Below are 16605 nucleotides of genomic sequence, written 5' to 3'. Positions count from 1 at the left end.
AATAATTTTACAAATTCCAATAAAAATTATTTTGTTATATAAATTTTAAAGTTTAAAAATATAAAATCTACATTAAGATAAATTTTCTTTATAATTATTTTTATACCATTCATACATCATTGCTATTCCTTCTTTTAAATCGATTTTATGCTTCCAGCCCAAAGCATTAATTTTAGAACAATCCATAAGCCTATCCATAGAACTATCTGGTCTATTTGTATTGAAAACTAGATTGCCCTTAAAGCCAACAATATCTTTTATGATTAAAGCTACTTCTTTTATTGTATAGTCAATACCTGTACCTATATTAATATGTGTATTCTTGATATTTTTTTCATCATGTTTACATAAATCTTTAAAATCAATATTTTGCATTACATAAATTGCTGCATCAGCCAAGTCATCACTATGAATAAATTCACGTCTTACCTTTCCACTTCCCCAAATTTCAACACTTTCTTTTTCCACTCCATAACGACTAAGATAAGTCTTAGCTTCATCTAATGTTTTTAAATTTAAATCTTTTAAAAGTTCTTTTTCATTACCAATTTCTAATAACTTCGCCAAATGAAATTTTCTAAGCAAAGCGGGCAAAACTCTAGACTTTTCAAAATCAAAATTAGCTCTTGTTCCATAAAGATTATTTAAAGCTAAAGTAATAAAATTGGTACCATATTGAATATTATAAGATTCGCACATTATAGCTCCTGCTATTTTTGCCACGCCAAAAGAACAAGCTCCATACTCTAAATCACCTTTAAATAAATATTCTTCCTTTAAAGGATTTTGACAAAATTCTGGATACATATAACCCGAGCCAAAAAATATCAATTTTTTAACCTTATTTAAATAAGAACTATGAATGATATTATTTTGTATCATTAAATTTTCATAAATAAAATCTGCCCTTTGTGCTACATTTGCCGCCCCACAAGGCAAAACTGCGCATAAAAATACAAATTCGGGTTTTTCTCTTTCAAAAAATTCATTTACTGCTTTTTGATTGGTTAAATCAAGCTCAGTTCTTGTCTTTAAAATTAGATTATCAAAACCTCTTTTTTGCAAATTTTCAACTAAAGCACTTCCAGCTGTTCCTCTATGTCCTGCTATATAAATTTTAGAATCTTTTTGCATTATTTATCCTTTTTCATTGCTAAAATATCACGCTCTGATAAAATAGGATTAGATGTAGGCCAATCAATATTTATTCTCTCATCATTCCAAGCATAAGTAAATTGATCGGGTGCATCAAGATACTCTCCATCATAAGCAAGTTTATAATAATACACTGCATTTTTAGAACTAACATAATGAGAATTTCCCATATTTGGCGGAATTAAAATAAGTTTTTGATTTTCTTGATTGATGATAAATTTTTCCCATTTTAAATAAGTTGGAGAATCTTTTCTACAGTCAACTACAACCTGATACACCTCTCCATAAACACAAGTCACAAGTTTATAGGTTTTAACATCACCATGAATTCCACGCAATACATTAAAATAAGAATTGATAAATTTATCATGCTTAAACTTTATATTTTTTGGAATAATATCTCCCAAATCTTCCTCTGTAAAAGCTGTCCAAATTTCACCACGTAAATCTTTAAATTTATTTGGAGTAATAATATATACTCCTTTTAAGATGCTTGATTCTTTGATTTCAAATTCTATCATTTCAAGCTCCTTTTAAGAATTTAGAAGCTTGGAATGTTAAATTGTTTTGTCTACTAAGAGAAGTTAATTTTTTATAATCCCCCCCCCCCGCTATAAGTATTTTTATACCATTCATACATCATTGTTATTCCTTCTTTTAGATTAATTTTATGCTTCCAGCCCAAAGCATTAATTTTAGAACAATCTGTTAGTTTATTCATTACTCCATTTGGACGATCTTTGTTAAAAACTATATCTCCATTAAATCCCACAATATCTTTAATTAAAAAAGCTAGTTCTTTAATGCTTATATTCTCATTCACTCCCACATTTAAATGAGTGTTTGTAATCTCTTTGTCTTTTATTTTTAAATCTTTAAAATCAACATTTTGCATTACAAACATTACTGCTTTAGCCAAATCTTCGCTATGTAAAAATTCACGTGTTGGAGTTCCATCGCCCCAAATTTCAACGCTTTTTTCATTAACACCATATTTTGCAAGATAAGCTTTAGCTTCTGAAAGTGAATTTAAATTTAAATCTCTTAAAAGAGCTTTTTCATTGTTATTTTCAAGCAGTTTTGCTAAATGAAATTTTCTAAGTAAAGCAGGCATTACATGAGCTTTTTCAAGATCAAATTTGTCATTATTTCCGTAAAGATTTATAGGGGTGATGGCAATAAAATTTGTATTATATTGGATATTATAAGACTCGCATAGCATAAGACCTGCGATTTTGGCTATAGCATAAGGCTTATTAGTATATTCCAAATCTCCACTAAGCATTTGTTTTTCATTAGTTGGCGTATTTGCATTTTTAGGATAAATAGTAGTAGAAGCGATAAAAAGAAGTTTTTTTACCTTGTATTTAAAACTTGCGTGGATTACATTGGTCTCAATCATTAAATTTTCATAAATAAAATCTGCACGATAAGTATTATTAGCAGCTATACCTCCTGCTTTTGCGGCTGCTAATATAACAAATTCTGGTTTTTCTTTTTCAAAAAACTCATTCACCGATTTTTGGTCAGTTAAATCAAGCTCAGAATGCGTTTTGTAGATTAAATTTGTAAAATTTTCTGATTTTAGCTCATCCAAAATAGCGCTTCCAACAAGACCGTTATGCCCTGCTATATAAATTTTAGAGTCTTTTTGCATTAATTATCCTTTATATAAATCTAAGTGGTATTTCAGGATTGCTTAAAAAAGTTACACTATCTAGCTTTATTAAATTCCCACTTTTTCTATAAGTGTTTTCATAATCTTTTGCATCGTTTTTCCTAAGATAGCTTACCTCTGCTGTAGTACTCCAAAACAGCCCCTTAGAATAAAAAATTTTTCCATGATTATTAAGATGAGTGTGTATAGGGACAAAATATTCATTAATTTTTTGAAGCAATCTTAATCTTTTTTGAGCCCCATCTTTTTCTTCAGGATTTAAACCATGAAATTCAAAAATAATTTGTGAAAAATATTTAGATAACAATGAAATATCAACACTTTCAAGCATATCCCACTCGTGATTTTCTATATCACACTGCAAAATATTAGGTAATTTTTCATCTAGATTATTATCTTTTAAAACTTGTAGTAAAGTAATGGTATTTTCATCATCATTGGTACCTATAAATTTTTTATAAAAGGTAATATTTGGATGATTATAAGGACCTTTTTCTATAGAACCATCATACTCTATCACTTTAAAACCTTTTTGTGCCATTTCTAAATCCCAAGGAGAATAATCAGAAACACCTAAAGATAAAGCTTTCACACAATCCCCCCCCCCATTAAATTGATGCATTACATAACCACCATCATTTTTTCCACCTACTCTAATAAGCTTTTCTAAAGGTAGCGCAAGGGGTTTAAAAAGTTTTAGATATGAAGTAATATTTTCATAAATCTCTTCATTATCATTAATACGGATAAAATTTCTATCTCTATTTTGCAAAAGTAAAAGTAAAATTTGTTTATCTTTTTTATCAATATCCAAATTTGTAATTATATTTGACATTAAAATTTGATAGTTTAATTGATTGTTATATTCTAGTTTTTGATTTAATTTTTCTAAGAGTTTTTCTAAATTTTGCATTATTTATCCTTTTTCATTGCTAAAATGTCACGTTCTGATAAAATAGGATTAGATGTAGGCCAATCAATATTTATTCTCTCATCATTCCAAGCATAAGTAAATTGATCGGGTGCATCTACATATTCCCCTAAATAAGCACACTTATAATAATACACTGCGCCTTCTTTAGAGCTTACATAATGAGCATTACCAAATCCTGCTGGAACAAGGATAATTTGTTGATTATCTTGATTGATAATAAATTTTTCATACTTTAAATAAGTTGGAGAATCTTTTCTACAATCAACCACTACTTGATGAACTTCTCCGCTAACACAAGTAGCCAACTTATAAGTTTTTACATCACCATGGATACCACGAATAACATTATATTTAGAATGTATAAATTTATCGTGTATAAATTTTAATCCATTTGGCAAAAGTTTATCTATGGTCTCACTTGTAAAAGCTGTCCAAATTTCACCGCGTAAATCTTTAAATTTATTTGGAGTAATAATATACACCCCTTTTAAAACTTTTGATTCTTGTATATCAAATTCTATTGCCATTAAAAAACCTTGTATTTTCTTTAATCTTTTTAGTCAAATCAATAATCCCTTAAAACAAATATTTATATTACAATATTCATAATTTTTAAACTTTCTATAAAAATTATGATTTAGCTTTTAGATTACGTCTTTTTGAAATATTTATCTTTTAACCTAAAATTTTTTTTTAAATTTTTAATATCAAAATATAACTTGATATATCCTCCCTTATGCCAATTTTTATCAGCTTTTATAAGTATTTCGCCCAACTTATAAGTAAAACTATTTTTTTCTTTACAAGCTTGTTCATAATCTAAATAGTATTCTAGCGGAAAATCCTTCGATAATTTTTCTTGCTTATGCATTTCTTTGATATAAGATAGCACATAAGGCATCCTTATATATCCAAGAAACGATTTAGAATTCTCTATCATAGCTTTTCCAAGTTTATATGATAGATGATTATGGATAATTTTAACTGCTCCAATTGGTTGTAATTTTTTGCTTTCATAAAATACTTGATAAAAATGTTCCAAAATAATAGTTCTTAGATTTTGATAATGTTTATTTATTACACTTTCTTTATTAAAAAAACTATAAAAGATCATTAAAGCTACCTTAGCTATAAAAGGATAATTCAAAATATCTTTTTTTAAGTAGTTTAAAAATATTTCACTTGGCAAATTTGGATTAAAATGATTATCAAGCAATACATGTAAAAACTCATCATTTTTAAGATAAATTTTTAATTGCTCATTTGCCTCGTCATAATATTGATGTTTTAAAAGAAGGTTAATTAAAAAGATCTTAGAGTTTGTATTTTGAGGATCGTTTTCCAAGGCTTTTACTAGGAATTCCTTCTTGATTTTAAAAGAGATTTTAAGTTCATCTGCAAGTAAATATAAATGAAAATAACTAAAAGACTTCTGCAAAGGATGAATATCGTTAATCTCTATATATTTTGAAATAGTTTCATATTGCTCATTGATTGAAAAAAACCGATAAATATCAGTTAAAAAATTTCCACCTATAAAACTTGCACACCTTGCAAACCCAGTTGTTCCTGAAGCAAATATTTCTTTAGCTTTTGACATTAAAAACATTTCAAATATAATTTGCTCATATTTGCATAGACCTTTTATCAAATCAAAAACGATTAAAAGATTTTCTTTACAATCAATATTTCCTTTGATATATTTTTTAAGCGTGTCTAATAAATTAAAATCATCGCTAAAAAGTAAAACTTTCTTACCCTCTCTTAAAAATTTCAAACTTAAATCAATAGCAAAAGCATAAGATACGCATTTGTATCTTATAGCCCAAGTAATATCCCTTAAATTTTTAAGATATATACCATCTCCAGCTCTAACATGCACGGCTATAAAATCTCCTAAATCTTTAACGATTTCTTCAACTTGATCAAAAACTTTTTTTACTGAGTCAGAAAATCCTATCTCTTTCCAACATAAACTTAAAGCTTGTCTATACTCATCTTCTTTTACATCATTAAAAAATAAAGATAAATCATCATAAGTTGAATACCAACCCCAATCATATTCATAAGGTTCTTCTAAAAGTCTATTGATACTTTTTTTATATAAACTCCAAAATACAGGCGTAGTATAAACATAAGTCATATTAGATTTATGATATTTTTCAATAAATTCTTTACTAAATAAAAATTCTTTAGTTGGAAGATTTGCATAAGGGATCATTACTTTATCATCTAAAACATTGTTAGCATCAATAATATCACGCCAAACGAAGCCAAATTCCAAATTAAATCTTTTTGAGATATAAAGAGCATTTAAAAAAGCTCTCATTCTCTCGCCAAAACCCTCATCCCTTCCTGCAATAATTAAAGGTTTTTTCATCCCCCCCCCCCCGATAAAAGAGATTGTTATTATTCATTTTTATCCTTTTTTATTTTAGTTTTATAAAGCTTAATTATACTACTAGGCAGAACAAAAATAGCTAAAATTTTGTGCTTTCTAAATGTTTTTAATATAGTTTCTCCAAGTCGATAAGAAAAAAAATTTTTAACCCAAATAGCTTCATTGTAATCCTTATAAATGGCAAGATCCATTTTTTTATCAAGTTCTTTAGCATAAATTTTTCTTTCAACCTTATGTGAAATAATAAGTACGGGTATAATAAAAATTAATTTTATAATACCCAAAGGTTTTTTGACATTTAATAAAATAGCATTGCCCAATTTATAAGAAAGATGTGATTTTATAATACTTACAGCACCTATTATATTTAAATTATTTTCTAAGCTATACTGCATCTTGATTTTATTTTCACTTCTTAAAACGGACCATAAAAAACTAGCAGTTTTATTTTTGGTATTTTCATTAGTTATTCTAGGAGCGAAAATAGTTCTTTCACTTGAAACTCCATCAAGCAAGAAAGGGGTGCTACCCAAAATTTCAACTATTTTTTTATCAATAGTATTACTATTAATATAAACAAGATAAATTTTAGTTAATTTCATAGAAGTTAATAAATTTTGATAATCTTTAAAGCTTGTAAAATATTCTGTATATTTAATAACCCCATTAATATAATCTTCATAACCAAATGCTTTTAAAGCATTACCTTCTAAATCATCACAAATAGGTTTTATATATTCATTTTCCTCCTTAAAACCGATCACCTGTCCTTCCAAAGATCTTGCAAAAAGTTCTATATAAAAAGAACCCACCTGATTCAAAGGAATCATAAAAAAAGAAGGGGCTTTAGTCTTTGCTAATTTGGATCTAAAAAGATAAAAACTTCCAAAAATTTTATCCTTATAATTTGGCATATCTTCTACAAATGAAACAATATAATCAAGTGTTTTTCCTGTACCGCAAAGCTCTACAAATGCAAATTTTTTATCTAAATTTAATTCTTGATTTAAGTATTTAAAAATTAATTCGATCTTTTCTTTATTATTGTTTTCAAAAGGCTCTCTAAAAGATTCTCTTGAACCATATAAATATTTTGTTTGTATATTTAAATTCTCTTTATCTATGATAATATCAGCAATTTTTTGCAAAACAAAACCATCTCTTGCAATAAAGTATAAAACTTCAACCTTATTTATAACTGCTTTTTTTAATACCCAAAATATATAAGGAAGAAGCATAGGTGCTCCAAAACAAGCTCCTATTTCCTCTAAATTACTAAAAGCACTTTGTGTTCTTAATTTCTTAGCAATAGAAATTATTTCTTGTAAGGCTAAATGATTAGGTTCTAAATTCAGAGCATACTCTTCATAAGGCAATAGATTATTAAAATAAAAATACGTTTGTATGCCTAATTTTCTAGCTTGCAAAATGTCTGCATTAAAATTATCTCCAAAATGCAACCATTTTTTAGGGCTAATTTTTTCTTTTGCAAATACTACTTTAAATAATTTACCATTATTTTTTTTCCTTTTATATTCCGAAGAAACATAAATTGGAATATCTTTAAAAATATCATCAAATTGTATTAAAAATTGTCTAATTGTATTAGAATTAAAATACATATCAGAAATTAAAATAACTCTTTTATTTTCTTTCAATAAAAACTTGATTAAATTTATATTTTTATCTATAGGATATAAACATTCAGACTCTATTTGAATTTCTAAATTCATTAAAAATTGTTTTTGTTCTTCGTTTAGAGAAAAATTTAATGCTATTAAATTATAAATTTCCTCAAAATTCACATCTTGAGATTTAGTATTACAAATATATTCATAAAAATATTGCTCAGTTTTAATTCTTATTTCTTCAAAATTTTTTACTAGAATTTTAGGAAAATTCGTTTTTTGTAATTTTTCCTTCATAACTAAAAATACTGCTTCAGGTTTAGCAAATTTTCTTGAAATTAAAGTATCAAAAACATCGAAGGAAAAAAGAGAGTAATCATTTTGCTTAATTTTATACAGATAAGAATTTTCACATATATTATCTTTTATCATTTTTAAAATATTTTTTTCATAAATTTCATATGTAGAAGTTTGGAGATAACTCTCTCTTGCTTTTTTACCCTTTTCATAGAGGCTATCTTTTTCATTAAATGCTTGAATAAACGCTTCTTTTAAAGCTATAACATCTCCTGTTTTAATCAAATATCCATTATTTTCATTTAAAATATATTTAGCTCCGATATTTTGAGTAAGTATTAAAGGTTTTGCCATCATAGCACCCTCTAAAGCAACAAGAGAGCAAGATTCATCCCTTGATGGAACAACCACTACATCGCAATTTGCAATTAAAGTATGTATTTTTTGTCTATCTCTTAATTCTTTATGATAAAAAATATTAGGATATTTTTTAGCCTGATTTATAACTTTGTGATAAATCTCTTTACCGCCATCCCAAAACCTTCCAGCAAAATGAAGTTCACATTTTTCTCTTATCTCTTTAGGCAAAGCAATGAAAGCATCAAGCAAAACATCGTAACCTTTCCTTTTTTCTATGGTGCCAAGTGTTAAAAATTTTAATTTTGAATTATCCTTTTTAATATCTTTAAATTCATCAAAAACATCATCAACATAATCATGCAAAACTTCAACATTTTTATTATAATTTTTTACTATAAAATCCTTAGCATACTCACTCACAACATAAAGTTTTTTAGCATTTTCTAAAGCTTCTTTTCTTCCTTTTTTCCAAAAAAAATCAGGCAAATTTTCACCCTCTCTAATATACCAAACTAAAGGAACATGATTATTTATTAATTCAACAGCCTTATAAACAACTATAGTATTTGCAATCACTAATTGATATTTAAAAATTCTTTGAAAAACAAAATTTTCATCAATAATTTCTTCATCTATAATTTCAACATAAACACCAAGCTCATCAAATTCTTTTATATAAGGACCTTCTACATAACTCCAAATATCTACCAAATAACCATTATTTAATAAAACTTTACAATTTCCTTTAAAACTATTTAAAGCTCCTGTGTATTCAAGTTCTGGTGTAATCAATAAAACTCTTTTCATTTTTACCTATCCATTAAATATTCATTTATATTTTTAGAACTTTTTCTCCAAATTCCAACTTCCTTCCACTCTAAAACTTTACAATATCTACAAAATGGTATAGGTTTAGCTAAAAAAGTTAAAATTTCTTGATAATTTTTAGCTCCATAAATATCAATATAATCGAATTTAGAAATCTTAAACATTGTTTTTACTTCATCTTTTCCTACAAATTTTTTATTAAAATGTTCAATATGAGCAGAAATTGGACAAGTAAATAATTTACCATCTTTAAATTGAATACAATGATTCGCCATTGAGCAATTTATAAAACTATTATAATTGTCACATTTTCCTAAAGAATCTAAACTAAATTTCCAAGAAGTTTTTATAGTTTTTTCATCATTAAAAAATACCAAGGACACTTGATATTTTTGACATAAATTTTTAATTTCCTCCCATTTGATATTAAGAGGATATTTTGTAGGCCTAATTTCAACGTTATTTTTCTGACACGAAAGCCAAAAATCTTCCTTTTGTTTATTAAGTAAAATTCCATTAGTTACAAGCCAAATGGCACTTTTTGGAAAATATTTTCTTGTAATTTCAATAAATTCTTTACATTGTGGATTTAAAAGAGGCTCTCCTCCCATCAATCTAAAGGTTTTAATAAAACCTTCACTAATTCTAGCGAGGGTTTTCATATCTTCTTCAAACTTTAAAATATCTGGAAATTCCTCATTAGCAAGTTGCGAAAAGTGATTACAACCAAAACAATTTAAATTACAATGCTCTGCTAAATGAATTTCAACAACTTCTAAAAATGCTTGTGGGGTAATCTTTCTTAAATGAAAGTCTAATACTTGGTTTGCGCGAGTTTCAAGTTGGTTTGCGCGAGTTTCAAGTTGGTTTGCGCGAGTTTCAAGTTGGTTTGCGCGAGTTTCAAGTTGGTTTGCGCGAGTTTCAAGTTGGTTTGCGCGAGTTTCAAGTTGGTTTGCGCGTTCTCTTATTATCTCTTGTCTCTTATAATTTTTTATAATAGAAAGAAACCATTGTTTAAATCTTTGCATATAATCTACCTTTAAAAAGATAGATTATATAAAATTAAAACAAAAAATTAAATAAATTAGTTAAGTTTTAATACTTCTCCTAATTTTAAATCCCATTCTTTTGGAATGAATTCTATAACCCCAGAAAAAGGAGTAAAAGTTAATTCACTAAATTTAATATCTTTATTATTAAGCAAAAACCAATCCACTCTAACAAAGATAAAATCCTTTGCAAGTTTTTCGCTAAGTTTTATCATTTTTTTAATTTCTTCTTTTGGAGGGTTATAATCTTTTTCTAAATTCTCTCTTTTAATACGAAAAGGCAAAAGATTTAAATTTATATCATAACAATTTGCTTTTATCTCATTCCCTGCACCTTTATAAATATATATAAAATTAACTTTATAGTTAAAACAATAAAAAGAGTAACTATAAAGACCGCTATTTTTTGCTAAATCATTTATTTTTTCTTGTTTTTCATTTTCTATGTATTCTTCAATTAAAATTTTTGGCTTTATATTTTTATAATGAAGTTCTAAGCCATAAGTAAAAGCGTAATTAATATTCATCCAAGAATTAAGCTTTTGGATAGTTTCTTCTTTATTTAATTCTTCTTTATTTCTTACAATAATCACATAACCAGATCCATGATTGCATTTTATAACAAATTGATCAGGCAAAATATCAAAATTTATATCATCTGCTTTATCATAAACCGCTATTAATGGAATAAGATATTTTTCTCCTATTGTTTCTTTTATATGCTTTCTTACTAAATATTTATCTGCATATTTAGTTTTTAAAGAGGTAGAATCATAAATTTTAAGCCATTGAATTTTTTCATTTAAAGTTTTTGGATTTTTTAAATCAAGTTCATAACACATAACACTTTTAAACCATTTTTTTAACTCTTTTGGATATTGCGAGGATTTTAGCTTTTTATAATATTCATATCCCCCCCCCCTATATTCTCTTTTTTATTATTTTTTGTAGAATTTTTATAAAGAACAAAAGGTAAAATAAAAAGTTTTCCTTTATACCATTGTTTTAAAGATTTAAAAATAATGCGTCCTATTTGATAAGTAGCTTCATCTCGTATTTTAATAAGATCTAAAAATTCGTTATACAGACTAAGAGAAGGAAGTTTCAAATCAGGTCTAAAAGAAATAAAACCTTTATAAATTTTTTGCTCAAAATTATGCCAAAGGCAAATTTTGAGCAATGAAAAAGGAAATTTTAAACGCTTTATAAAAGTATTAGCCTTAAAATAACAGTCTCCAATTTTATATACTAAATGATTTTTAAACCGTGATTGTAAGTTTATTAAGCCATAATAAAACATCTTAGGATTCTTAATGATATAATTTATAACTTCAATTTTATGCAAACTAAATATCCTATGATCAACTTCTTTATTTTCTAATATTTCTTTAAAATCTTTTGCAAACCTTTTTATAAAATCTAATTTATATTTATCATCAATTCTATCTAAAGTCCATATATAGTTTCCATAACGATGTAAAGCACAAACAGGAGCTATACTTTTTTCTATAAAAGGATATTTTCTTAAAAAGTTACGTATATAATCATATTCCTCACATATAGCATAAACTTTTTCTTTGCTATAAACAGAAGAATTTGGATTATCTCTTCTTAGCATATAAAATGCTTCATTTAAAAAATATATACTCTTTGCAAAAGAAAAAATTTGAAACCATAGTCCATTATCTTGATATGAAGCACCCAAAGATTCATTAAGTTTAATTTGATTTGTTCTTAATAAATCCAATCGGTAAATACCGATTTGATTTATTCCATCAGTTGCTAAAAAAATTCTAAAGTCTTTTTGCCAATTAGTTACACTATTATAAAGATCTTTGCAAGCTAAATTAACTACATTATTATAAATTTTCTCTCCATCTTTTACCACATAATAATCACTTTTTACGACTTCTAAATCTTGAGCTTTAGCTACTTCATAGAGTCTTTCATACATATTTTCTTTAATATAATCATCACTTTCAACTATTCCTAAATATTCTCCTTTGGCCTCTTTTATGCCAAGATTCATTTGATAACCATAACTTTTTTTATCTGATATTATTACTTTTAGTCTTTTATCTTGCTTTTCATAGTCTTTCAATAATTCTAAAGTTCCATCAGTTGAGTTGGCATCAATACAAAGAATTTCTATATCTTTTAAAGTTTGATTTAATATACTGTCTATACATTCTTTAATATAAGCTATAGAATTTAAAGAAGGAACAATAATAGAAACTTTGGGAATATAATTCATTTCAGTCCTTTATAAATAATATTAAAATTTAAAATCTTAGCCCATGTTAAATCTTTTCCACATTCAATGACATAAGGATTTCCAACTAATGATAAAAGAGGTATATCACTAACACAGTCGCTATATGCATAAGAATTCTTTAAATCATAATTATTTAAATTCAACATATAAGAAAGTTTATATAGTTTTCTTTCTTGCATGGTATGAATACCTGCTATATCGCCAGTAAGCTTTGTGTATTTTTCTTCTAAAGATACTGCAATAATATTTTTAATATTATAAATCTTAGCAAACTCTTTTATATAAAGTTCAAGTCCTCCAGATACTATAGCTATAGTATGTCCTTGATCTTGATGATAAAAAAGTCTATCCATCACGTTTTGATTAAGATTTTTAATTATCTCATCGTATACAAATTCCTTTGCAACTCTTTGAGCTACTGACACAGGAAGATCTATTAACCACTCATATCTTGGATATGGTAAATTTAATTTCTTGTATTGATTTCTTCTTTCTAAATTTTTATTGTATTCATAATTTGGATTATGTTTTCCAGCTAAAGGTAAAAATTTATCAAGGGTTTGAAAATTTGTTATAGTTTCGCAAAAATCAAATAAAGCTAAAATTTCTTTAGACATAATATTCCTTTAATGATTATTCACCTTATTAAATTCTTGCATATTTTTAGCTACTATTTTCATTTGCTCCCTTGTTCCAATACTAATTCTACAATGATCCTTTATAATATGAGAATAAGATCTAATAAAAATATCTCTTTCTTGTAAAAAATTACAAAATAATGAAACATTTTTTATTTTAATAAGTATAAAATTTGCCATAGAGGGATAATAATCCATTTCATACCCACCGCCACCACTATTAGCTATTGAAAAATGCTTTAGAAAAGACAAAAATTCTTCTCTTGCTAAAGTAACTTCATTCACATAAGATTTTGTATAAGCTAAGTCTTTTAAAGCGGCAAAGGCTGCAACTTGTGATAACATAGAAATATTTTTAGGATTACGTAATTTATTTAAAGCTTTAATATTTTCATAATGAGAAATAACATAACCGATTCTAAAACTTGCCAAAGCAAAAGCTTTAGAAAAAGTCCTTGTTATTATTAAATTCTTACATTGCCAAACTATATCTTCAACACTCTTATTGCAAAATTCATAGTAAGCCTCATCAATTAAAAATATTGTATTGTCATTGTTAATAATTAAATCTTTAATCTTTTCTATATTATAAGCTTTTCCTGTAGGATTGTTTGGATTGCAAAGATACAATAATTTGATATTTTTATCCTTAATAAAATATTCAAGTTTATTAAAATCTAGATCAAAATTTTCATCTAATGGATAAATAACCGTTTGAATTCCTACATCATTGGCTCTAGCTCTAAAGTTATCATAAGTAGGTGCAACAATACAAACTTTATCATTCTTTTCCAGAAAAACATCAAGAATACATTCATGTGCTGCATCTGAACTTGGAAAAATTTCTATATAAGAACTATCCTTCTGATTACAATAATTAGCCAATTCATCGAGTAAAACAAGATTTTTAGTATTGGGATACCAATTTAAATGTCCATTAGACAAGAAATTGTTAATGGCTTTAATAACATAAGGAGATGGCGGAATACTAGCCTCATTCCAATCGAGTTTTAATATATTTTTTTTATTAGATAAATTCCATATTTTATGAGGAATTGAAATGTAGGGGGATAATTGTTGTATATTTTTATTTGGTAGCATCGCTCAACCTTTTCAATTTCCATAAATCACCAAGCTTTTTATCCCATTTGTTTGGAACAAGTTTTTCTCCTGCTGCACCATGTGTAAAAGTAAGCTCTCCGATATAAATCTGCTTATTGGGTTGATATAAGTCAACTCGCACGTAATCAAAAGGATAAGAAAGCTTTAAAGAGATATCCATCATTAAATCAAATAATTCTGGTTTAGCAATTTCATTTACATTTTCTAACTCATACATAAAATTAAAAGGAGCCAACTTCCAATTGTAATCATATATAACTCTTTGATAATCATCAAACCTATCAGTTGTTACTTGTATATAATTATTTAACATATTCCTTTTATCAAAAATATGAAATTTATAAGTATCTGCAGGTTTTTTATTTTCTGCTAACAAGAGTTCTTCAGCAAAAATTCTTGGCTCTATATTTTTATAGTGCCATTCTCTAAACACATCATAATAATTCCAATTTAAATGTTTTTTTAACTTCTCCATAGCTTCTGAAAAAACCTTGGTATCTCTTAAAAATTTTTGCTTATTCTCTACTATTACATAACCACCGCAATCATGATTCGTTTTTAGAACAAAAGAATTTGGCAATTTCGAAAAATCAATTTCATATAAATCTTTATATATTGCATAAAGTTTTGGTAGATATTTACAAGAATTTGTTTTAAAAAGTTCTTCTTGTAATTCATCGATTTTTTTAAATAAAATCGAATCCTTATCTAAAATACTATAATTACTCTTTTCTCTATTTAAAATCTCATTAACATAAATTCGCATTTTAAGTTTATCAGCAAGGAAAGAATATATAGGACTTCTATCATATAAGATTCTATAAATTAACTTTTCATTAAAAGTTTTTGGATTTTTGAAATCAGGCGTATATCCAAAAATATCTCTATGTCTCTGTAATAAAAATTCATTATCTTCTAATCTAATATTTAAAAAATTAAATCTATTTTTATATTGACGATAAATTTTTTTTATTTTAAATATAAAAGTAAATGGATTTTTTATAAGTGCATTTCCAAGCCTATAACTTAAATGCTCTTTGGTTTTTAATGCTTCATTGTAATCTAAATACTCTTCAAGTCGAGGTAATTTTAAATGGGGATAAAATTTTACTAAAGTATCATAAACTTTTTTTTCAAATTTATATTTTACCACTTCATAAGGTATTTTAACAATCTTAGTTAAACTTTTACTTAAAAGGAAGCTTCCAATTCTATAAGAAAGTTGAGATTTAATCCTTTGTGCTGCACCAAAATAAATGGTATTTTCTGCAAATACATTATTTAAATTTAAGTAATATGCTTGCGGATCTTTAATAATAAATTTAATTTTTTGAATATCACTTTCTTCAAAAAGCGTAAAATCTAACTCATTTTTTTCTAATATTTCTTTAAAATCTTTTGCAAACCTTTTTATAAAATCTAATTTATATTTATCATCAATTCTATCTAATGTAAATATATAGTTTCTGTAACGAAAAAAAGTCGCATAAGGTAAAAATGAATTCAACTCTGGTTTTTCATTTAAAAAGTTACGTATATAATCATATTCCTCACATATAGCATAAACTTTTTCTTTGCTATAAATAGAAGAATTTGGATTATCTCTTCTTAGCATATAAAATGCTTCATTTAAAAAATACATTTTATTAACTTGAGTGTAAATTTGAAACCATAGTCCATTATCTTGATATGAAGCACCCAAAGATTCATTAAGTTTAATTTGATATTTCTTTATAAAATCTAGGCTATAAATTCCTATTTGATTAATGCTTTGAGAATGGAATATTAATTTATTATCAGAACAAAGAAATTTATTATATAAATAATATAAATGAGTTAATCTTGTATAAATTTTCTCTCCATCTTTTACCACATAATAATCACTTTTTACGACTTCTAAATCTTGAGCTTTAGCTACTTCATAGAGTCTTTCATACATATTTTCTTTAATATAATCATCACTTTCAACTATTCCTAAATATTCTCCTTTGGCCTCTTTTATGCCAAGATTCATTTGATAACCATAACTTTTTTTATCTGATATTATTACTTTTAGTCTTTTATCTTGCTTTTCATAGTCTTTCAATAATTCTAAAGTTCCATCAGTTGAGTTGGCATCAATACAAAGAATTTCTATATCTTTTAAAGTTTGATTTAATATACTGTCTATACATTCTTTAATATAAGCTATAGAATTTAAAGAAGGAACAATAATAGAAACTTTGGGAATATAATTCATT

At 26.0% G+C, this 16605-nt stretch carries 13 protein-coding genes; all 13 read right to left on the bottom strand.

What is annotated here, in order from left to right; all coding sequences use genetic code 11:
- Window positions 1-72 precede the first annotated feature (72 nt).
- Window positions 73-1134 (bottom strand): GDP-L-fucose synthase family protein, encoded by a 1062-nt coding sequence (locus tag DU473_RS04245; RefSeq protein ID WP_131186586.1) that lies wholly within the window; start codon window positions 1132-1134, stop codon window positions 73-75.
- Window positions 1134-1676 carry a dTDP-4-dehydrorhamnose 3,5-epimerase family protein gene (locus DU473_RS04240; protein WP_131186585.1) on the bottom strand — a complete coding sequence of 181 codons (543 nt, stop codon included), beginning with the start codon at window positions 1674-1676 and terminating at the stop codon, window positions 1134-1136. Before DU473_RS04240 ends, DU473_RS04245 begins: the two co-directional genes overlap by 1 nt.
- 71 nt (window positions 1677-1747) lie before the next feature.
- The gene (locus DU473_RS04235) at window positions 1748-2812 is read right to left on the bottom strand and encodes a GDP-L-fucose synthase family protein (RefSeq protein WP_131186584.1); all 1065 of its coding nucleotides are present in this window, start codon (window positions 2810-2812) and stop codon (window positions 1748-1750) included.
- Window positions 2813-2822: 10 nt separating this feature from the next.
- A complete protein-coding gene (locus tag DU473_RS04230; protein ID WP_131186583.1) occupies window positions 2823-3746 on the bottom strand; it encodes an FkbM family methyltransferase in 924 nt (307 codons plus the stop codon).
- Window positions 3746-4294, bottom strand: coding sequence for a dTDP-4-dehydrorhamnose 3,5-epimerase family protein (locus tag DU473_RS04225; protein WP_131186582.1), 549 nt, complete (start codon window positions 4292-4294; stop codon window positions 3746-3748). The genes DU473_RS04230 and DU473_RS04225 overlap by 1 nt, the downstream gene beginning before the upstream one ends.
- Before the next feature lie 122 nt (window positions 4295-4416).
- Window positions 4417-6147: a DUF8374 domain-containing protein gene (locus DU473_RS04220; RefSeq protein ID WP_131186581.1), complete on the bottom strand. Its 1731-nt coding sequence runs from the start codon at window positions 6145-6147 to the stop codon at window positions 4417-4419.
- Window positions 6148-6176: 29 nt separating this feature from the next.
- Window positions 6177-9260 (bottom strand): HAD-IA family hydrolase, encoded by a 3084-nt coding sequence (locus DU473_RS04215; RefSeq protein WP_131186580.1) that lies wholly within the window; start codon window positions 9258-9260, stop codon window positions 6177-6179.
- A gap of 2 nt (window positions 9261-9262) precedes the next feature.
- Complete coding sequence (locus DU473_RS04210) at window positions 9263-10309, bottom strand: radical SAM protein (protein WP_131186579.1); 1047 nt, start codon at window positions 10307-10309, stop codon at window positions 9263-9265.
- Between the two features lie 56 nt (window positions 10310-10365).
- Window positions 10366-11172 carry an ATP-grasp fold amidoligase family protein gene (locus DU473_RS04205; protein ID WP_131186578.1) on the bottom strand — a complete coding sequence of 269 codons (807 nt, stop codon included), beginning with the start codon at window positions 11170-11172 and terminating at the stop codon, window positions 10366-10368.
- Window positions 11173-11219: 47 nt separating this feature from the next.
- Entirely contained in the window at window positions 11220-12584 is a 1365-nt protein-coding gene (locus DU473_RS04200; RefSeq protein ID WP_131186577.1) for a glycosyltransferase family 2 protein, read from the bottom strand.
- Window positions 12581-13222: an HAD-IB family hydrolase gene (locus tag DU473_RS04195; protein ID WP_131163054.1), complete on the bottom strand. Its 642-nt coding sequence runs from the start codon at window positions 13220-13222 to the stop codon at window positions 12581-12583. The genes DU473_RS04200 and DU473_RS04195 overlap by 4 nt, the downstream gene beginning before the upstream one ends.
- Window positions 13223-13231: 9 nt before the next feature.
- Entirely contained in the window at window positions 13232-14344 is a 1113-nt protein-coding gene (locus tag DU473_RS04190) for a pyridoxal phosphate-dependent aminotransferase (RefSeq protein ID WP_131186576.1), read from the bottom strand.
- Complete coding sequence (locus tag DU473_RS04185; RefSeq protein ID WP_131186575.1) at window positions 14331-16604, bottom strand: ATP-grasp fold amidoligase family protein; 2274 nt, start codon at window positions 16602-16604, stop codon at window positions 14331-14333. The genes DU473_RS04190 and DU473_RS04185 overlap by 14 nt, the downstream gene beginning before the upstream one ends.
- Between the last annotated feature and the right edge of the window lies 1 nt (window position 16605).

It is taken from the genome of Campylobacter novaezeelandiae, from assembly GCF_004323845.1.
GTDB lineage: Bacteria > Campylobacterota > Campylobacteria > Campylobacterales > Campylobacteraceae > Campylobacter_D > Campylobacter_D novaezeelandiae.
This window is presented reverse-complemented; position numbering and strand designations above follow the sequence as displayed.